Here is a 17821-nt window from a genome sequence, read left to right on the forward strand (position 1 = left end):
CCTGCTTGGTTAACTTTTCAGACCGCTGGCGCGGTGCAGCATCCAATCGACGATCAGGTTGATCGCAACGGTCAACAAGGCGATGGCGGCCGCCGGGATCAGCGGCGTGATATCGCCAAAGCTGATCAGGGTGGCGTTCTCCTTTACCATCGATCCCCAATCCGCCGTGGGCGGCTGAATCCCGATGCCAAGAAAGGACAGCGCCGCGATAAAGAGAAACACAAAGCAAAAGCGCACGCCAAATTCAGCGATCAGGGTGGACCAAATGTTGGGCAATATCTCGCGCCGCAGCAGCCACGGCGTGCGCTCTCCGCGCAGCTTGGCGGCCTCGACAAAATCAAGCCCGACGACATTCATCGCCGCCGCGCGCGACAGGCGATAGACCGGCGCCACATAGATCACCGCGATCACCCCGACCATATTGGGGATCGAGGGGCCGACAATGGCCAAGAGCATCAGCGCCAAGATCAGCGGCGGCACGGCCATCAACACATCGACGAGCCGCGACAGGACTTCATCCAGCCAGCCGCCTTTGAGCGCGGCCAGCATCCCCAGCGTGGCCCCGACCGAAAAGGAAATGGCCGTGGTCAGCAGCGCCAGCCCAACCGTATTGCGCGCGCCAAAGATCATGCGTGACAGCATATCGCGGCCCAGATTGTCGGTGCCGAGCGGATGCGCGCCACTCCACGGCAGATAGGCGTCGCCCACCACCTCCGTCTCGCCATAGGGCGCGATCCACGGGGCGAAAAGTCCGGTGATCGCCACGAGGACCAGCACCACCATGCCAAAGATCGCCGAAGGAGGCGCGGATTTCAGCAAAGATTTCATCGTTATCTCCCGTGCCGCAGACGCGGGTTGGACATGATCGAGATGATGTCGGCCAGAACGTTCAGCGTGATATAGACAGCGGCAAAGAACAGCCCCACCGCCTGCACCACCGGGAAATCCCGGCTGGAAACCGCATCGACCAGTAACTGGCCCAGACCGGGGTAGGAAAAGACGACCTCAACCACCACCACGCCGACCACCAGATAGGCAAGGTTCAGCGCCACCACATTGACGATCGGCGCCAGCGCGTTGGGCAGCGCGTGTTGCAGAATGATGCGCCAGCGCGGCACGCCCTTGAGGCGGGCCATCTCGATATAGGGCGAGGCCAGCACGTTGATGATGGCCGCCCGCGTCATCCGCATCATATGCGCCACGACCACAAGAATAAGCGTCAGCGCGGGCAGAAAGCTGCGATAGAGCGCGTCCCACAGCCCCGTGGCGCTGTCGATCCGTGCCAGCGTCGGAAAGACGCCCGCCTTGATCGACAGAAACAGGATCAGGACATAGCCTACGAAAAACTCGGGCATGGAGATGGCGGAAAGCGCGGTCAGGTTGACGCCGCGGTCAAACAGCGTGTTGCGCCACAGCGCCGCCAGCAGCCCAAGGATCACCGCCAGCGGGGCGGCGATAACGGCGGCATAGACGGCCAGAAACATGGTATTGGCAAGCCGCGGGCCCAAAAGCTCAGACACCTCGCGCCCCGAAGCCAAAGAGGTGCCGAAATCACCGCGCAGCACACCGCCAAGCCAATCGAAATACCGAAGATGCGCAGGCTGATCGAGGCCAAGCTCGGCGCGAAAGGCCGCGAGGGTCGATTCAGTCGCCGATTGGCCAAGGATCTGCTGCGCCAGATCACCGGGCAAAAGTTCGATGCCAACGAACATGAGGGCGGATACGACAAAGAGGGTCAGAATGCCGAGGGACACTCGGCCGATAACAAGCTTCTGAAGCCGGGACATTTTAAGGTTTTCTCCGGCCCGGGGCGGGCCATTGGTGCGGGAAACGGACGGCCCTTGGGGGCCGCCCGCGTGAAGCTGTGGCTTAGGACATCCACCAGCGTTCGATGAAGCGCTGGCTGTCGAGATCCCACATCTCGGACACTTCCTCGGGCATCTGAACGCTTTCGCTCATGGCCGAGACATATTGACCAAAGGCCGGGATCAGCGCGCCGCCCTGCTCTTTCACGATCTTCTGCATCTCGCCGTACATCTCGGCGCGGCGGGTCTGGTCCAGCTCAGGCCGGGCCTGCAACAGCAGCTCATTGAAGCGCTCGTTGTCCCATTTGGTCTCGTTCCACTCCGCATCGGCGGCATAGCCGGTCGAGAACATGAGGTCAGGCGTCGGACGGCCACCCCAATAGGAACAGCAGAAGGGCTTTTGCAGCCAGACGTTCGACCAATAGCCGTCATCCGGCTCGCGCTTCACTTCGATGTTCAAGCCAGCAGGCCGCGCGCTTTCGGCAAAGAGCACAGAGGCATCCACCGCCCCGTTGAACGCTGCATCCGAGGTCGAGAGCGTCACGTCGAGGCTTTCCAGCCCCGCCTGTTTCAGATGGTACTTCGCCCGCTCCGGATCATAGGTGATCTGCTCCAGATCGTCGTTGTAATAGGGCATGGAGCGCGAGATTGGTTGGTCGTTGCCCACGGTGCCATAGCCACGCAGAACCTTTTCGATCATGTCTTCGCGGTTGATGCCGTATTTCAGCGCCATCCGCACGTTCAGATCATCGAAGGGCGCCGTGTTGGTCTGCATCGGCATGATGTAATGCAGCGTGCCGTCTTGGGTGTGGATCTTCACGTTGGGCGCGCGGCCCAGAAGGTTGATGGTTTTGAGGTCGGGCCGGTCGATCAGGTCGACCTCACCGGTCATCAGCGCGTTCATCCGGGCCGCCGGGTCGCCGACTTTCAGGATCACGACCTTGTCGAAATGCGCGCGGCCTTCTTTCCAGTAGTCATCGCGGCGCGAGAGTTCGACCCGCACGCCCGGCTCGAAGACATCGATCACATAGCCGCCGGTGCCGATGCGGCTGTTGGGGTCAATCGTGCCATCGCCCGTGTCTTGGCGAATGCCGAGGTGGTAATCATTGAAGATGAACGGGAAGTCCGCGTTGCCCGCGGCCAGTTCAAAGATCACGACCTTATCGCCATCGGCGCGGATATCGGTGATCTGCTCAAGCAGCGGTTTGATACCGGATTTGGACTCGGGCCCCATGTGGTGACGGATCGAAGCGATCACGTCATTCGCCGTGGCCGTCTTGCCGTCCGAGAATTGCGCATTGTCGCGCAGGCGGAAGGTCCATGTGGCCGCATCGCTGCTGGCCTCAAAGCTCTCGGCAAGGTCGGGCTGGGCGGTGCCATCGGGGGCGATTTCGGTCAATGTGTTGAAGACCGCATAGCCGCTGGCGAACATGAAGTCATTGTTGAAGGTCGCAGGATCAAGGCTGTCGGAAGTGGAGCCTTGGGTAAAGCCCACCCGCAGGGTGCCGCCCTTCTTGGGTTGCGCCTGTGCCCGCGCTCCGCGTGGCAGGATCAGCCCTGCCCCCACGGCGGCGGCGGTCCCGGCTAGAAAGCTGCGACGGCTCGGGCCGGTTTGACGGTTTGTGAAATTGGTCATTGTATCCCCCTTTGTTTGTTTTCTTGCTCGAACGCTCTGACAAAGCGCTCGGCGTCTTGCAGCGGTGCCGCGTCATTGGCCGCCGCACTCGCACTGGCATGGGCGCTTTGCCCAGCCGCAGGCGCTGTCGAAACACGCGGCCAAAGGATGGCGCGCGCCCCTCTGCGCTGCGATCCGTCGCGGCATTTCGCCCGCCGCAACGATCTTGGCCATAGGCATAGCCGGTTCCGACACCGGGGTATAGATACCCCGGTCGCCTGTCGCGAAGTTACGTTACGGCTAGTGATGTTTTACGGGAAGATCAAGATGTTGAGGGGTGGCGGGTGGGGCAGCTCAGCCGCCACCCCCTGCTGCGTGCCCTGAAAACCTTTGGTTGGTCGGCGCATAAAGCCGCCGCAAAATTCCTTTGGCTTTGGTCGTCTGCGCACCCCAGGCAGTGTCGACAGCCTCGCAAATGCCAGTGACTGTAAGGTTCGTCGCGCGGGCGGTCGATGGTCACCCTGCGCCCGCCGACGGCATAGCCTCCGAAATGCGCGGGCTTCGCGCCGCGCCCGGGTGCAGAAACAGGCGCTCCAAGGATGCGCCCCCAATCCACGCCTCCGACGAAAATTAACCGAGCGGGCCGCGGGGGTGAGGTTGACCGTTACAGAAACCTTTCGGGTAACCGCCGGTTATCCCCCTGCGATCCGGCTCAAAGGAATAATGTGATGACGCCCCGCAAAGCTACGCCGCATGGTGCCAAAGGCGTGGACAATCCAATTGGTTTGAAAATTTTAATCCCCCTCGCTGCCCTGAGCCTGCTCGCCGCTTGCGACGACCTGCGGTTCCCTCGGGATGTGGAAGAAACCCTCGAAACCGTTCTTTCCGAGCAGAAAATGACCGTGGCGGTATCGGAAAACCCGCCATGGGTCGTGCTGGCAGACGGCCAACCGCCACAGGGGGTCGAAGCCGACCTGACCCGCGCCTTCGCCGAAGCCTTGGGGGTGGCCATCGAGTGGAAACACCTCGGCGCCTTCGCGGCGTTGGAGGGGGTGGAGAAGGGTGACATCGACCTTGCCATTGGGGGTTTCACCCGCAAGGACGTGACCCCGGTAAAAGGGGCCGCGCCGAGCTACGCCTATTTCGAGGAGTCCTTCGTCATCGGCAGCCGGGGGCCAGACGCCTTGGCCGATGACATCGAAGGCCAACGCGTTTTCGTACCGCCCCACCTGCCTCTTGCCGCGCTGGTTGAAAAGGAAGGTGGCATTCCGGTGGATCATTGGGCGGAAGGCCTCAACCTCGCCGCTCTCCCGCACTGGAAACTTGAGGAGAAAGACCTTACCGCCACCGAAACCACGCTACAGCGGGCACAGCATGTCTTTGCCGTGCAGCAGGGCGAAAACGCTTGGCTGATGGAGATCGAAGGCTTCCTTCGAGATGAGGCCGGAACCATCGGGGCGCGTCTGCGCGCATCTGCCCCATGACCCGCTCCATCCGCACCATGCCCGAAGCGCAGAAAAAAGCGCTGCACCGCGCGCGCTGGCTTGAGGTCATCTGGATCGCGGTCTTAGGGTCGATCGTGGCGGCAATCTATTTTGCAGTGGGCAGCAGCCAAGCGATGAAAACCGCATGGATCGAAGACCTGCTCAGCTTTGTGCCGCCCATCGCCTTTCTCGTTGGCTCATGGATCGAGGGATGGAAGCCCAACCGCCGTTTCCCACTGGGCTATATCCGTGTCACATCAATCGCTTATCTGATCGGCGCCGTGTCGCTCGGCGGGGTCGGGATCTTTCTTATCGTCGACTCTTCCATCGCGCTCATCAAACAGGAGCACCCCACCATCGGCAGTGTCGAGTTTTTCGGCACCACCATTTGGTTCGGCTGGGTGATGATCGCGGCGCTGGCCTATAGCGTCGTGATGCCGGTCATTTTCGGCCATTTAAAAATGAAACCCGCCAAGATGCTCCATGACAAGACGCTTTATGCCGATGCCATGATGAACAAGGCGGATTGGATGACAGGGCTTGCCGGGATCGTGGGCATCCTCGGGATCGGGATGGGCTGGTGGTGGGCCGACGCGGTCGCGGCCATCGTGATCGCCTTGGACGTGCTGCATGACGGTTTCAAACACACCGGCGCGGCGATCCGGGACCTCAGCGATGAGATGCCGCGCACGATTGAAGATAAGGATTTCGACCCGCTGATCGGAGAGGTGCAGAATACTTTCAACGCGCTGCCGTGGGTCCGCGAAAGCCGCCTGCGCCTGCGCGAAGAAGGGCGTTTTCTGACCGGCACGATCTATGTCGTGGCGCATGAAAACGGCGCTACGCCCGAGAGGGTCGAAGCGGCGGAGGCCGAATTGCTCGACCTGCATTGGCGCATTCACGACATCTCGATCATGCCGCGAACTAAGATTGCAGGGTCGGTCACGATTGAAGGCGCGGATGACGGCACTCTGCCGTTGCGTTCTGGCGCTCGGCGGCGTCCGGTGGGGTGACCGGGGGCGGATCGCGTCAGATTTAAAGCTGACCTACAGACACGCCCCCGCATCGACTTTGCCCCGCGCCATCGCACGCGGGGCAACATTCATCTGGCTTATGCGCCGACCAACGTGCCGCCGTTCGGATGCAGCACCTGGCCGCTCATATAAGATGAGTCCTCGCAGGCGAGGAACAGCAGTGACGGGGCCACCTCATTCGGCTGACCGGGGCGGCCAAGGGGGGTGTTTTCGCCAAATTCCTCAACCTTATCCGCCGGGAAGGAGGCCGGGATCAGCGGCGTCCAAATCGGCCCCGGGGCCACGCCGTTGACCAAAATACCCTTGGGCGCCAGCTTGCTCGCCATCGCCCGCAGGAAGGACAGGATCGCCCCTTTGGTCGATGCATAGTCGAGCAGTAGGTCCTGCCCCTTATAGGCGGTGATCGAAGTGACACAGATGATCCGCGCGCCCTTTTTCAGATGCGGCAGCGTCGCCTGCGTCATCAGGATCATGCCGATGATATTGGTGCGGAACGTGCGTTCGATCTGCGCTTCTTCGATGTCTTCGAGGCTTTCCTGCGCGTGCTGTTCGCCCGCGTCATTGACGAGAATGTCAATCTTGCCAAAGCTCTCCTTCGTGCGGCTTACGGCATCTTTGCAAAAAGCTTTCTCACCGACATCGCCCTCCAGCAACAGCGTTTCAATGCGCCCGATTGCGGCTTGCCTGAACAGCCTGTTCGCGGGGCGGCCAAGTCGATCGGATGTAGGCGAGGATGTCCCAGATATCCTCGTCCGACAGAACCTCTTCGAAGGCGGGCATGCCGCTGGCAAAATCATTGATGCCGCGCGCGGCCAAAGCGGCTTGGCCTCCGAATTTGGTATATTCGCACAGCAGCGTGTTGTCGTGGTGCCAGGTGTGGCCGGTGGCGTCATGGGGCGGCGCGGGCAGGATGCCGTTCTCGTTCGGGGTGCCCCAGTCGGGCTGGCCTTCCAGGTCGGCCCCGTGACAGGCGGCGCAGGTCTCGGCATAGAGCCTGCGACCAGCCTTGATATCGCGCCCCTCAAGTTCGTGGTTCGCCTGCGCTGTGGTCGCCCAAAGGAGGGCAAAGATAAGATATCGCATCATGTGACCTTCACCCATGTCCGCATGCCCCGATCGCGTGGCTCAGCATGTGGCAATGGATCAGCCAGCGGCCCGGATTGTCGAAGACACAAAGCACATCGCGGCTTTCGCGGGCTGCGACCAAAGTCGTATCACGCAGATCACCAAGGCTGCCATCGGCGGCGACTTCGTAAAAATGGTGGCCATGCAGATGGATGCCATGCGGGAAAGCGGTGTCATTCGCTAGGGTGATCCGCACGGTCTCCCCGCGCTCTATGGTGGCGAAAGGGTCCGGCGGCAGGTCCGAGACATCGTTGAAGGACCAGATATTCGCGCCGCCGTGATGCCCGCCCATCGCGCCGCCCATCATGGTCAGCCTAAGATGCTGCGCGGGGCTGCCGGGCGCCGGGAGGTTCGGGGCCGTGAGCGTGGGCAGAGGTCCGGCCTTGCGGTCGGTATTCTCGCCAGAAACACTCAGATCGGCCAAACGGTAGGCCCCTTGGCCGGTCTGCATGTCGAAGCCGACCGGGCCCGTAATATCGACGATCAAATCGGCCCGCTGGGCGGGGGCCAGCACTAGGTCGGACAGGTCGCGCGGCTGGTTCAGCGCCATACCGTCCAAAGCCACCACCGCCCCGAGACCCCGGACAGCATCAGCGGAAAGATCCGGTTGGTCGCCGCATTGATCAGGCGCAGGCGCACACGGTCGCCCTGCCGGACCTCATCCCGCGACAGGAAGGCGCGGGCGAAGTTCCCCATATAGCCCGCATGCGCGACGCTATGCATATCCGTGAACTCATCGACGAGGCTGCCATCTTCGTTAAGGATCCAGTCCGACAGGATCACGGTCACGTCGTGATCCACATCGACCGGCACGTCGTCTTCGACGATCAACGGCCCCATGAGGCCGCGAGCGACCTGCTCTTGTGAAATGTAGTGCGAATGATACCAATAGGTTCCCGCATCGGGCGGCACAAAGCTGTAGATTTTACTGTCGCCGGGGTTGATCAAGTCTTGGGTCAAGACCGGCACACCGTCCATTCGGTTCTCCAGCCGAATGCCATGCCAGTGAACCGCTGTGCCCTCTTCCAAAGCATTCTCGACCTTGATCGAAGCCTGCGCGCCGCGTTTGAGCCGAAGCTCGGGGCCGGGCGTCGAGCCGTTGAAGCCGAGCATCGCGGTGGTGCCTTCGCCCTCGGGCAGGATCTGTTGGGTCACGCTCTGGGCCTTGAGCGTCAAAGGCGGCGTGCCGGCAAAGCTTGGGCGCGGCAGGACCATCGCGGCTGAAGCGCTGGCGAGGAAGTGTCTTCTGTTCATGTCATGCCTTATCGGGATGGTTGAGATTCATGCTGCTGTCGATGCGCGGGCCGCCGGGGTTCAGACAAAGGTACTGGCTGCGCAAGCCGTTTCCAACTCGGGTGCGAGGTGAACCGCCGATGCGCGCAATCTGGCTCAGGGGACTGTGCCGAACCATTCGGGTCATACCCTCTCTGACAAGGGGGCACGGCCCCCCCATGACCTTCAAAAGGAAGCTTCCCGAGGCGGTGATCATAAGAAACCCGTGAAAGGCTTCGATGCCGGTAAGAAAACGCAAATGCCCTGCGGGGCTCAGGTCTCCGCGACCCAGCGTGGTGAAGTTGACCAGCGAGAAATAGAAATAGTCCATCAATGTGATCGGCTTGTCCGCCGGGCCGGACGCGTTCAGCACGCCGATCTGCAGCCCCTGCACGGCCCAGAGAAAGAAGAGCGTATAGAAGAAAGCCTCGATCACATGCGCGATCGTGATCGCCCCCACCGCGAGGCCCAAATTCTGGCCATGTGCCTCCGCACGGCGCCGGGTGATCGTGTCGGAGACCCTTTTGAGGACGAAATAATGAATTGCCGTGCAGATTGTTACGACCAGGACTGACAAAAGCATTGCTTGGATCATGAGGGGAGCACCTCTCTTCGTAGGGTCATGTCATGCCACAGCGGCAATTTTGGCACCTTTTGTTGGTGCAGGTCGCTGCGGGTCCTCGGGAAGCAGGACGTCATCCATCAGGTCCTCGATGAATGTGCTCAGCAACTGCGTGCGGCCCGTGACCGCGGCCTTGCGGTAGATCGCGTTTGTCTGCGCCTTGATCGTTCCCTCGGAAGTGCCGCGCAATTCCGCGATGTCGCGGGTGCTGAGGCCTTTGACCAGAAAGACGGCGACATCCCGCTCTGCCGGGGTCAGCCGCCAATCGGTGAAATGCTGAGACATCACGATTGAAAATTCAGAGGTGCATCTGCGCATCTTCTCTTCGGCAAGCCGCGCCCGTTGCAAACTGGTTCGAAGCGCGATCCAGCCGAGCGCCACGCCGAGGTTCAGGCCGATGGCCAAGACGGTTTGCTGGTACTCATGGCTCTGCCAGATCAAAAAATCAGGCTCCATGCCGATGGCGTCCAACAAAAAGCAGACGGTAAAGAAGATTGCCACGACGGCCTGAAGCGCCGCGATGGCCCAAAGGGCGATGGTTCCACGCGTTTTCATAGCTCAATATGCCTTATTGTTGTGGTGGAATGCAGGGCCGACCTAAACGACCGGCCCTGCAAGACGCGCTTACTTCATCGCCGTGACGGTCAGCTTTCCTTTGACACGGTCGGCTACGAATTCGATGTTCTGGCCTTCCTTCATCTTGGCGATCAGCGCTTCATCGGCTTTGAACACCATCGTCATCGACGGCATGTCGAGGTTTTCCAACGGGCCGTGTATAATCGTGACTTTTTTGCCCTTGGTGTCGATCTTTTTGACCTTGCCGGTGGAATAGACCAGCGGCGCCTCGGCGGCCGCATCGGACGGCGCCACGGTAAGCGGGCCGTGCATGCCGGATTCGTAGTGGCCGGGGATCAGGCAGGCGAATTCAAACGCGCCTTCGTTCGCGAAGGTCCAGATCACCTCACCCTCCATACCGGGGTCGAGGCGGACGGAGTTCGGGTCGTCATGCTCCATGTCCATCTTGGCCATGGCTTCCTTATGTTTGGCGTTGCCCTCCATCGTGTCGATGACGAACTCATGCTCGATCTCGCCCTTGTTGGTGACGGCGAAGCGGATGGTCTCGCCCTTTTGGATGTCGAACTCGGCCGGCTCGAAGATCATCTCGCCGTCATCGGTTTCGCGCATGATAACGTCGATGGTGCGGTCGACGGCCTCGCCTTTGGCGGGCATGCCGATGGCCATTTCTTCGTGCATGTCGCCATGGCCTTCATCGCCGTGGCCGCCGACGTGGGTGCCGGCGGCAAAGGCGGGGACGCTTATCAGAAGGCTAAGGGCGGTTGAAAGAAGAAGTTTGTTCATGTGGTTTCCTGTATCCTTTGGTTGTCGTTGCAGTCCGAGGGCCGCTTAGCCCTCGGAGGTCGGTTTCGGCGTGATCTGGGTTTTCGCACTGTGGTTCTGCGCAAAGTCAGGCAGTTCGCCCGTCCATTCATACGCCTCGGTGCCGGGCGGGTTTTCGTACCAGCCGGGGTCTTCGTAATCGTCCGCGTCGATGCCCTCGCGCACCTTCACGACCGAGAACATGCCGCCCATCTCCAGCGGACCATGCGGCCCCCAACCGGCCATCATCGGCACGGTGTTGTCGGGCAGCGGCATCGACATTTCGCCCATATCCGCCATGCCCGCCGTGCCCATGGGCATGAATTCGGGCTGCACCCTGCGGACCTGCCGGGTCATCTGGGTGCTGTTGGTGCCGATGAGCGTGGGCACGTCGTGCCCCATCGCATTCATCGTGTGATGCGACTTGTGGCAGTGGATCGCCCAGTCACCCAGATGGTCGGCCACGAACTCATAGGCGCGCATGGCGCCCACGGGGATGTCGATCGAAACCTCGGGCCATTGCGCCGATTCCGGCACCCAGCCGCCATCGGTGCAGGTGACCTTGAAGTCGTAGCCATGCATGTGGATTGGGTGGTTGGTCATCGTCAGGTTGCCGACGCGCACGCGCACCCTGTCGCCCCGGTTGACCACCAGCGGGTCGATGTCCGGGAAGATGCGGCTGTTCCAGGTCCAGAGGTTGAAATCCGTCATTGTCATGATTTTCGGGATGTAGGTGCCCGGGTCGATGTCGAAGGCATTGAGCATGATCAGGAAGTCCCGATCCACGCGCATGAAGTCCGGATCTTTGGGGTGGACCACGAACATGCCCATCATGCCCATGGCCATCTGCACCATCTCATCGCCGTGCGGGTGATACATGAAGGTGCCCGATTTGGTCAGGTCGAACTCATAGACAAAGGTCTTGCCCGGCGGGATGCCGGGATGGCTGAGCCCGCCAACGCCGTCCATCCCCGAGGGCAGGATCAGCCCGTGCCAATGGATCGTCGTATGTTCGGGCAAGCGGTTGGTGACATAGATGCGCACCCGGTCGCCCTCGACCGCCTCGATGGTCGGGCCGGTCGATTGGCCGTTGTAGCCCCAGAGCCGCGCGACCATCCCATCGGCCAGCTCCCGCTCGACCGGTTCGGCGACGAGGTGGAACTCCTTCACGCCGTTGTTCATCCGGTGCGGCAGGGTCCAGCCGTTGAGTGTGACCACGGGGTTGTAATCCGGCCCCGAGGTGGGGCGGGTCGGGGCTTGGGTCGCCGCGCTGTCCATGACAGCGGCCTCGGGCAAGCCCATGTTGAGGGTCTGGCCCCAAGCTTTGGAGGACACGAGCGTTGCACCCGCAGCGCCGGCCCCCAGCAGTTGACGTCTGTTCATCATCTGATTGCTTCCTTGTCTCAATGTCCAGCGCCGCCACCGGCGGCGATTTGGGTCTCTCCTTCGGCACCCGCGCCGCCGCTACCGCCGCCGTAGATCGCGGCCGTCAGCCCGGCCGAGGCCAGCCAGAAGTCACGTTTGGCGCTGGATGCCTCAAGCTGGCTCGCGATCTTCTCGCGGGCGTCGTTGAGTAGGTCGAAGGTGCTGGTGATCATGCCGTTGTTGCTGAGCAGCGCCTCATCATCAATCGTGCGGCGCAGGGGCAGCACGACATCCGCGTAATGCCGGGCGATCTGATGGCTTGAGCGGTAGGCCGTGGCCGCCGCCCGCGCTTCGGAGCGCACATTCACCGCGCGTTCCGCGAGGACATTGGCGGCTCGAAGATAGCCTAGCTCAGCCTTGCGCAGCCGTGCCTTGCCACTGTCGAAGATCGGAATGACGAACTCGAACTCGACCTGCGGGGAGGCGCTGGTCTCGATTTCGCCATTCTCCTCCTCGCGCTCGATTTCCAACCCGGCGATGACTTCGAGATCGGTCAACGTGCGGGTGGCATCGGTCAAGCCATAGGCTTTCGCCGTGGCGGCGAGCCCCAGCCGTGCGACTTCGAGGTCGACCCGGTTGGCCAGCGCCAGCCGCTCGATGCCCCCGTGGCCCCTGACCGTATTCGGCACGCGCGGCAGGGCATCGGGAACGTAATAGGCCACGTCCTGCCCCCAGAGCCCCATGAGACGGGTCAGTTGCTCTTTGGCCAATTGCGCATCCAGCCGCGCCTGTGCCAATCGCCCCGCCATTTCTGCATTGAACGCCTGCTCGCGGGCCTGCGCGGCTTTGTTGAGCGCGCCGGTCTTGCCCAATTGCTGCGCCAGTTCCGCCGAGGCATCGGTGGTGACCGAGGCCCGTTTCAGGTAGCTGACCGTCTCGAAGGCGGCGACGGCATTGATCCAAGCCTCCCGCGTCTCATTGGCCAGAGCCAGCGTATCGCTCACCGCCTGCATCTGGGCGTGCTGGAACTCTGCCTCGGCTACCGCGATACGCTGTTTGCGGGTGCGGGCATCCAGCAGGTTCACGGCAATCATGCTTTCTAAAGCACGATACAGTCCCACCTCGGGCGCACCGATGCCCAATAGACCGATGGACACGACCGGGTTCTCAGGCGTGGACTGTTGCCATACCTCTGCCGCCGATAGGCCGATCTGCGCATAGGACGCCTGAAGCCCTTTGTTGTTCAAAAGCGCGACCTGCACGGCGGTTTCGGCATTGATGGTTTTGCCCTGCACCATGGCGCGCACCTGTTTGGAGGTGGCCGCGGTCTCGGCCTGCGACTGTGCCCATACGGTGCGCTTGCCGATGGCTTTGGAGGTGCGCGCCTCGACAGTGGCAAAGCCAGCATCACGGGCCGAGAAACTTACCGGCAGGTCGGTTGTCGTGCAGGCGCCCAGGATCAGCGGAGTGATGACGGCGGCGGTTTTCAATTTCCAGCGCATCAGTGGTTCATCCCCTGCATCGGGGCCTGTTCGGCATTGAGCCGCCGCCAGTCGAGCGGCGCGACAACGCCGCGGCGCCGGTAGCCCGCGAAGGGCTGCTCGGCGGTCGGCGCAACGCTGCCGCGCGCGCTATTGTCGGCGGCGGTCATGGCGGCGACATTGGGCAGCGGCGTGGGGTGCTGAACATAGGCGGCGGTGACGTCAGGAAGGGGCGGAAGCGCCGTGGCACATGCGCCAAGGGTCAGGGACATGGTCCCTGCGATCAGTGGTCGTTTCATTGGTATTTGCCTGAGAATGAGGTGATCTAACCCGCAGCAGCACACTGCGGATGGGAAGGCCGTCTTCGGGCCGGGATCAACTCAGACGCGCGGCGGGCGCAACTGGCGGGAAGGCTGGCCCGAAACGACGGACCGGGAAACGCGGGTGAATTGGACGGACCGCAGATCGGAAATCCTGGAATTCTGCGAGGCATTGAGCGCTGCCGTAAGGCAGATGCCCCCGCAGCAAGGTTCGCCGTCGAGTTCCTCTGACAGGTCCAGATGCTCGGATTGCGCCACGTCTTGCTGCGCCGCAGGCGCTGCCGCCTCATGATCGTCAGAGTGATGCAGCGCTTGCGCGCTGTCATGCATGCCGCTTTGGGCATGTACCGATGAGGGCGGCAGCAGCAACAAACCACAGGCCAAAATCACGCCAAGCAGGGCGCGACAGAGGTATGATATGTTTGCCAAAGGACGCATGGGAAATAGGAGTGTCCCATGTGGCCAAGTCTGTCAACGCGTCCAGCGCTGGAAGGATGGCAATTAAATTCTCAGGCCCCTCTACCACGGCAGAGGACCTAAGGGGGGGAGGCCCGGCCAACTTGACCTGCCTCCCCCTGAACCCGTTATATCTCGCTCCTGCAGTCCAAGAACCCGCGGTAGCCAACGGTCAGTCCACGGTCGAGGTGGAATTTTAACTCGGCTTCCGAGCGGCTCAGGTCGCCGTCCGTATCGGTCCACTCCGCCCCGGCGAGGGGACAACGGTTACGTCGACGCCATCAGCGGTGAAGCCCGCACCATCGGCAAGGGCGGCTTGGTCAATGGTCTCATTGGATTGCATTTCGATCAAGGTGCCGGACAGTTTAATGCCCCCGGTGGTGCCCGCCATCACGAGGCTCGGATCGCCTTCGTTGGTGCGGCTGAACTGACAGGTGGCCTCAGCGCCGAGCAAGCTGTCTACATCCTCTGCGGTCAATGCCGCCGGGTCGACCGCGGCCACCTCGGCCGAAGACAGAGCCTCTTCCACCGTGCCGACCTCCGCCGCGCCTTCTTCTTTGCCAAGCTCCGGGTCGACCGCATCGCCGTTCTCTTCGATATCGGCGATCAGACTGCGCATCTCGGCAATTTCCTTGCGCTGTGCCGCAATGATGTCATCGGCCAGTTTGCGCACACGCGGGTCGGAAAGTTCAGCCCGCTCAGAGGTCATGATTGCGATCGAATGGTGCGGAATCATGGCGCGCATATAGCTGGTGTCGCCCACGGTGACTTGGCTGCGGACCAGCCATAGGGTGAGCGCGAAAACCACAATGGAGCCGATATAGATGGCGATGTTGATGGCTTTGTTCGAATACATCGACAACATGAAACTAAGCATGATGACCGCCATCACGGCCCCCATCAACAGCGCCATATAGGTCCGCGTTTCACTGAAGAAGACATGTTCGAACGCGTAGGTGTTGAGGTACATCAGGCCAAACATCACGATGGTCGAGGTCGCGATCATTGCGGCGAAACGCCAATAGGACATGGGTGTCTCCTTTATCAACTTCATGCGCGATGCGTTTTGGCACCGTGGCAATCAAGGGCCGGGGAGGCTATGATCGCCAGAGCCAATGCGGGCCCTTGTAACGCGCCGGCAGAATGCGAGTGAGGCGGCCCAGATACCCCCCTGTGGTATGTTAACCGGCGACGGTCGTCTTAGTTCCGATAGGTGGAGGCATCAAACGTGGAAGCAAAGCAAAACAAGGCAGCGATCCTCAAGCGGCTGGCGCGCTTGGAAGGGCAATTGCGCGGCGTCACGCGGATGGTCGAAGAAGGGCGCTATTGCGTCGATGTGCTGGTGCAAACCGCCGCCGTCCGCTCGGCCCTGCGCGCCGTGGAGCGCTTGGTGATCGAAGATCATGCCAACCACTGTATGGAAGAGGCGATCCTCTCTGGCGATCGGGAAGAACAGCGTCAGAAGTTTCGTGAGCTGGTTGCTTTGTTGGAAAAGGCACGGGACTGACAGGCGCTCCCTTTTTCGTTCCGGTCACACCCCTCCCGTCAGCCGCGAATATAGCCCGTTGCGCCTGCAAAGACTGTCGTGCGTCCCAGTCTCGACCTTGCGCCCGGCATCCATGACAACGATCTGATCGGCATGTTGAACCGTCTCCAAACGATGGGCGATGATCAGGGTCGTGCGCCCCTGTGACAGCCGCAGGAGCGCCGCTTGAATGTCCCTCTCCGTCTCACGGTCGAGGGCAGAGGTGGCTTCGTCCAGTATCAGCACCGGCGGGTTCTTCAGGAAAGCCCGGGCGATGGCGACACGCTGCTTTTGCCCGCCCGACAGCATCACGCCCCTTTCGCCTGCGATGGTTTCCAAGCCTTCGGGCAAGGCGGCCACCAGCGTGCTCAACTGGGCATTCTCAACCGCGGCTTCAAGTTCCGCCGCCGTGGCATCCAATTTCCCATAGAGGATATTTTCCCGCAAGGTGGAGCCGAACAGGAACACATCCTGAGACACGAGCCCAATCTGCGAGCGCAGGCTCTCCAGCGTCATATCCGCAATATCAACGCCGTCGATGGTGATCCGCCCGCCCGAGGGGGTGTAGAACCGCGGCAGCAGCGCCAGAAGCGTGGTCTTGCCCGCGCCCGAGGGGCCGACAAACGCGACGGTCTCTCCGGCGTTCACGGTCAGGCTTATCCCATGCAGGATCGGCAGCGGGCTGTCATAGGCGAAAGAGACGTCCTCGAAGCACACGGTGCCTTGGGTGATGGTCACGGCGCGCGCCTCGGGCCCGTCGGCGACGTCGCGCTCGGTCTCCAGCAATTCGGTATAGCGTTGAAACCCCGCAATGCCGCGGGGGTAAGTCTCGATCACGGCGGCAATTTTTTCCAGCGGTCGGGAAAAGACGCTGACCAGCAACAGAAAGCCGACAAAGCCCCCGGTGCTGAGCGATCCTTGGAGCACAAATCCCGCCCCTGCGACTATTACCACGACCTGCACGAAGCGCAGCCCCATGTAGTGGATCGCGCTGGCCTTGGCCATGATTGCATAGGCCGACAGTTTGGTATCGCGATAGGCGGCATTGTCGCGGGCAAAGAGCGCCTCCTCATGCCCCTCATTGCTGTCTGACGTCAGCACCTTTGGGACAGATTTGAGGATTTAAACAACGGAGGGTTTCTGGTTCATCGTAGCCTTTAAGGAGCGAAGATGAACAAGAAGCCCGGAACATCGAAAGACGCAGCTGACAAGCTGGTCAAAAAGATCCGCCGCAAGACCCGCCAGACCTACTCGGCGGAGGAGAAGATCCGCATTGTTTTGGCCGGATTGCGCGGGGAGGAAAGCATCTCGGCGTTATGTCGCCGCGAGGGTATCTCTGACAGCCTGTATTATACTTGGTCGAAGGAATTCCTTGAGGCTGGAAAGCGTCGCCTTTCCGGCGACACAGCGCGTCAGGCGACATCGCCTGAGGTGAAGGATCTGCGATCCGAGGCCATGGCTCTGAAAGAATGCGTGGCTGATCTAACCCTTGAGAACCGCCTGCTCAAAAAAAGCATGACAGGGGCTGGGGAGTTCGAGGAATGAGGTATCCAGCAACCGAGAAGCTTGAGATCATTCGCACGGTTGAGGGATCACACCTGCCCACAAAAACGACCCTTGATATGCTGGGTATCCCGCGCACGACATTTTACCGATGGTATGACCGCTACGTCGAAGGCGGCCTTGATGCATTGGCGGACCGCGCGCCTCGGCCGAAGTCGGTCTGGAACCGTATTCCGCAGGACCGGCGGGATGATCTGATCGAGTTTGCGCTGGAACATGAGGCGCTGACCACACGCGAACTGGCCGTCAAATATACTGATGAGAAGCGGTATTTTACATCTGAATTGACCTGCCCCCCACTGGTCCCTCGTTCATGACGAGAGTCTGCGGGTTTGATTTTGGTAGCCGTCGGTTTCGGTCTTGGCAAGCGCGCCGGGCGCGGAGCACTCAAATTGCTCAAGCGTCCAGCACGCTTCGACCGGTGTTTTGTTCCCGAGCGATGAGTGCGGCCTGACGGTGTTGTAGTCGTAACGCCAGAGCGCCAGCTTCCGGCGGGCGTCGTCCAGGGTGTCAAATATCTCCTCGTTCAGCAGCTCGTCGCGCAGGCTGCCGTTTAATGACTTGATAAAGGCGTTCTGCTGCGGCTTCCCTGGGTCGATATAGTGCTACGGAATTGCGTTCTGATCGGCCCACCCCAGAATGGCCCGGCTCGTGAACTCCGTCCCCCTCGCCATTGTCTCTCGGACCAATGGCGTTCCAATGGCTCGATCGCTGACTATGCATCCGGGTTTACCGTAGATCCGCACCAGCGCATCCAGCTCACGCGCAATGGACGTG

General features: G+C 61.3%; 17 protein-coding genes and 4 pseudogenes. 4 read left to right on the forward strand and 17 right to left on the reverse strand.

Annotated features, from left to right (window positions below):
- Positions 1–9 precede the first annotated feature (9 nt).
- The 3 genes from CUR85_RS04035 to CUR85_RS04045 all read right to left on the reverse strand — a co-directional run bounded on the left by CUR85_RS04035 (position 10) and on the right by CUR85_RS04045 (position 3441).
- The gene (locus CUR85_RS04035; protein ID WP_082852164.1) at positions 10–828 is read right to left on the reverse strand and encodes an ABC transporter permease; all 819 of its coding nucleotides are present in this window, start codon (positions 826–828) and stop codon (positions 10–12) included.
- Between the two features lie 2 nt (positions 829–830).
- On the reverse strand, positions 831–1787 hold the full coding sequence (locus CUR85_RS04040) for an ABC transporter permease (RefSeq protein WP_067268104.1): 957 nt from the start codon (positions 1785–1787) through the stop codon (positions 831–833).
- A gap of 82 nt (positions 1788–1869) precedes the next feature.
- Entirely contained in the window at positions 1870–3441 is a 1572-nt protein-coding gene (locus tag CUR85_RS04045) for an ABC transporter substrate-binding protein (protein WP_067268106.1), read from the reverse strand.
- 707 nt (positions 3442–4148) lie between these two features.
- Here CUR85_RS04045 and CUR85_RS04050 point away from each other — a divergent pair.
- Together CUR85_RS04050 and CUR85_RS04055 are read left to right on the forward strand one after the other, a co-directional pair.
- Positions 4149–4904: a substrate-binding periplasmic protein gene (locus CUR85_RS04050; protein WP_280321845.1), complete on the forward strand. Its 756-nt coding sequence runs from the start codon at positions 4149–4151 to the stop codon at positions 4902–4904.
- Positions 4901–5917, forward strand: a complete 1017-nt coding sequence (locus CUR85_RS04055; RefSeq protein ID WP_280321847.1) for a cation efflux transmembrane domain-containing protein — start codon at positions 4901–4903, stop codon at positions 5915–5917. The genes CUR85_RS04050 and CUR85_RS04055 overlap by 4 nt, the downstream gene beginning before the upstream one ends.
- 98 nt (positions 5918–6015) lie before the next feature.
- Here CUR85_RS04055 and CUR85_RS04060 read toward each other — a convergent pair whose 3' ends face one another.
- From CUR85_RS04060 to CUR85_RS04110, 12 genes and pseudogenes are all read right to left on the reverse strand, one after another.
- On the reverse strand, positions 6016–6591 hold the full coding sequence (locus tag CUR85_RS04060; protein ID WP_231886282.1) for an SDR family oxidoreductase: 576 nt from the start codon (positions 6589–6591) through the stop codon (positions 6016–6018).
- 7 nt (positions 6592–6598) lie between these two features.
- Positions 6599–7021 carry a c-type cytochrome gene (locus tag CUR85_RS04065; protein WP_394376322.1) on the reverse strand — a complete coding sequence of 141 codons (423 nt, stop codon included), beginning with the start codon at positions 7019–7021 and terminating at the stop codon, positions 6599–6601.
- 10 nt (positions 7022–7031) lie between these two features.
- Positions 7032–7628 (reverse strand): multicopper oxidase family protein, encoded by a 597-nt coding sequence (locus CUR85_RS20050; RefSeq protein WP_343245404.1) that lies wholly within the window; start codon positions 7626–7628, stop codon positions 7032–7034.
- On the reverse strand, positions 7604–8317 hold the full coding sequence (locus tag CUR85_RS20055) for a multicopper oxidase family protein (RefSeq protein ID WP_343245405.1): 714 nt from the start codon (positions 8315–8317) through the stop codon (positions 7604–7606). Before CUR85_RS20055 ends, CUR85_RS20050 begins: the two co-directional genes overlap by 25 nt.
- Before the next feature lies 1 nt (position 8318).
- The gene (locus tag CUR85_RS04075; protein ID WP_082851957.1) at positions 8319–8930 is read right to left on the reverse strand and encodes a potassium channel family protein; all 612 of its coding nucleotides are present in this window, start codon (positions 8928–8930) and stop codon (positions 8319–8321) included.
- A 30-nt stretch (positions 8931–8960) separates the two neighbouring features.
- On the reverse strand, positions 8961–9512 hold the full coding sequence (locus CUR85_RS04080) for a helix-turn-helix transcriptional regulator (RefSeq protein WP_067261666.1): 552 nt from the start codon (positions 9510–9512) through the stop codon (positions 8961–8963).
- A 69-nt stretch (positions 9513–9581) separates the two neighbouring features.
- Positions 9582–10316 carry a copper-binding protein gene (locus CUR85_RS04085; protein WP_067261667.1) on the reverse strand — a complete coding sequence of 245 codons (735 nt, stop codon included), beginning with the start codon at positions 10314–10316 and terminating at the stop codon, positions 9582–9584.
- A gap of 45 nt (positions 10317–10361) precedes the next feature.
- Positions 10362–11720: a multicopper oxidase family protein gene (locus CUR85_RS04090; protein WP_136720723.1), complete on the reverse strand. Its 1359-nt coding sequence runs from the start codon at positions 11718–11720 to the stop codon at positions 10362–10364.
- A gap of 17 nt (positions 11721–11737) precedes the next feature.
- Positions 11738–13201: a TolC family protein gene (locus tag CUR85_RS04095; RefSeq protein WP_067261668.1), complete on the reverse strand. Its 1464-nt coding sequence runs from the start codon at positions 13199–13201 to the stop codon at positions 11738–11740.
- Positions 13201–13479, reverse strand: a complete 279-nt coding sequence (locus CUR85_RS04100) for a hypothetical protein (protein ID WP_136720722.1) — start codon at positions 13477–13479, stop codon at positions 13201–13203. The genes CUR85_RS04095 and CUR85_RS04100 overlap by 1 nt, the downstream gene beginning before the upstream one ends.
- Before the next feature lie 81 nt (positions 13480–13560).
- The gene (locus tag CUR85_RS04105) at positions 13561–13830 is read right to left on the reverse strand and encodes a hypothetical protein (RefSeq protein WP_280321859.1); all 270 of its coding nucleotides are present in this window, start codon (positions 13828–13830) and stop codon (positions 13561–13563) included.
- A 254-nt stretch (positions 13831–14084) separates the two neighbouring features.
- Positions 14085–14986: pseudogene (locus tag CUR85_RS04110) on the reverse strand (DUF305 domain-containing protein).
- Between the two features lie 198 nt (positions 14987–15184).
- Between CUR85_RS04110 and CUR85_RS04115 the strand changes: the two are divergent.
- Entirely contained in the window at positions 15185–15463 is a 279-nt protein-coding gene (locus CUR85_RS04115) for a metal-sensitive transcriptional regulator (protein WP_067261676.1), read from the forward strand.
- A 24-nt stretch (positions 15464–15487) separates the two neighbouring features.
- Here the strand turns inward: CUR85_RS04115 and CUR85_RS04120 are convergent.
- Positions 15488–16585 (reverse strand): annotated as a pseudogene (locus CUR85_RS04120) (ABC transporter ATP-binding protein); the annotation flags it as partial.
- A 66-nt stretch (positions 16586–16651) separates the two neighbouring features.
- Here CUR85_RS04120 and CUR85_RS04125 point away from each other — a divergent pair.
- Positions 16652–17334: pseudogene (locus CUR85_RS04125) on the forward strand (transposase); the annotation flags it as partial.
- Between the two features lie 21 nt (positions 17335–17355).
- Here CUR85_RS04125 and CUR85_RS04130 read toward each other — a convergent pair.
- Positions 17356–17814, reverse strand: a pseudogene (locus CUR85_RS04130) (integrase core domain-containing protein); the annotation flags it as partial.
- Positions 17815–17821 lie beyond the last annotated feature (7 nt).

Source organism: Sulfitobacter faviae (assembly GCF_029870955.1).
Lineage (GTDB): Bacteria > Pseudomonadota > Alphaproteobacteria > Rhodobacterales > Rhodobacteraceae > Sulfitobacter > Sulfitobacter faviae.

Excerpts from the sequence above, each read along its gene's own strand:
- CUR85_RS04035 (WP_082852164.1), bottom strand. The coding sequence starts at position 828 with ATGAAATCTTTGCTGAAATCCGCGCCTCCTTCGGCGATCTTTGGCATG.
- CUR85_RS04040 (WP_067268104.1), bottom strand. The coding sequence starts at position 1,787 with ATGTCCCGGCTTCAGAAGCTTGTTATCGGCCGAGTGTCCCTCGGCATT.
- CUR85_RS04045 (WP_067268106.1), bottom strand. The coding sequence starts at position 3,441 with ATGACCAATTTCACAAACCGTCAAACCGGCCCGAGCCGTCGCAGCTTT.
- CUR85_RS04050 (WP_280321845.1), top strand. The coding sequence starts at position 4,149 with ATGACGCCCCGCAAAGCTACGCCGCATGGTGCCAAAGGCGTGGACAAT.
- CUR85_RS04055 (WP_280321847.1), top strand. The coding sequence starts at position 4,901 with ATGACCCGCTCCATCCGCACCATGCCCGAAGCGCAGAAAAAAGCGCTG.
- CUR85_RS04065 (WP_394376322.1), bottom strand. The coding sequence starts at position 7,021 with ATGCGATATCTTATCTTTGCCCTCCTTTGGGCGACCACAGCGCAGGCG.
- CUR85_RS20055 (WP_343245405.1), bottom strand. The coding sequence starts at position 8,317 with ATGAACAGAAGACACTTCCTCGCCAGCGCTTCAGCCGCGATGGTCCTG.
- CUR85_RS04075 (WP_082851957.1), bottom strand. The coding sequence starts at position 8,930 with ATGATCCAAGCAATGCTTTTGTCAGTCCTGGTCGTAACAATCTGCACG.
- CUR85_RS04080 (WP_067261666.1), bottom strand. The coding sequence starts at position 9,512 with ATGAAAACGCGTGGAACCATCGCCCTTTGGGCCATCGCGGCGCTTCAG.
- CUR85_RS04085 (WP_067261667.1), bottom strand. The coding sequence starts at position 10,316 with ATGAACAAACTTCTTCTTTCAACCGCCCTTAGCCTTCTGATAAGCGTC.
- CUR85_RS04090 (WP_136720723.1), bottom strand. The coding sequence starts at position 11,720 with ATGATGAACAGACGTCAACTGCTGGGGGCCGGCGCTGCGGGTGCAACG.
- CUR85_RS04095 (WP_067261668.1), bottom strand. The coding sequence starts at position 13,201 with ATGCGCTGGAAATTGAAAACCGCCGCCGTCATCACTCCGCTGATCCTG.
- CUR85_RS04100 (WP_136720722.1), bottom strand. The coding sequence starts at position 13,479 with ATGAAACGACCACTGATCGCAGGGACCATGTCCCTGACCCTTGGCGCA.
- CUR85_RS04105 (WP_280321859.1), bottom strand. The coding sequence starts at position 13,830 with ATGCATGACAGCGCGCAAGCGCTGCATCACTCTGACGATCATGAGGCG.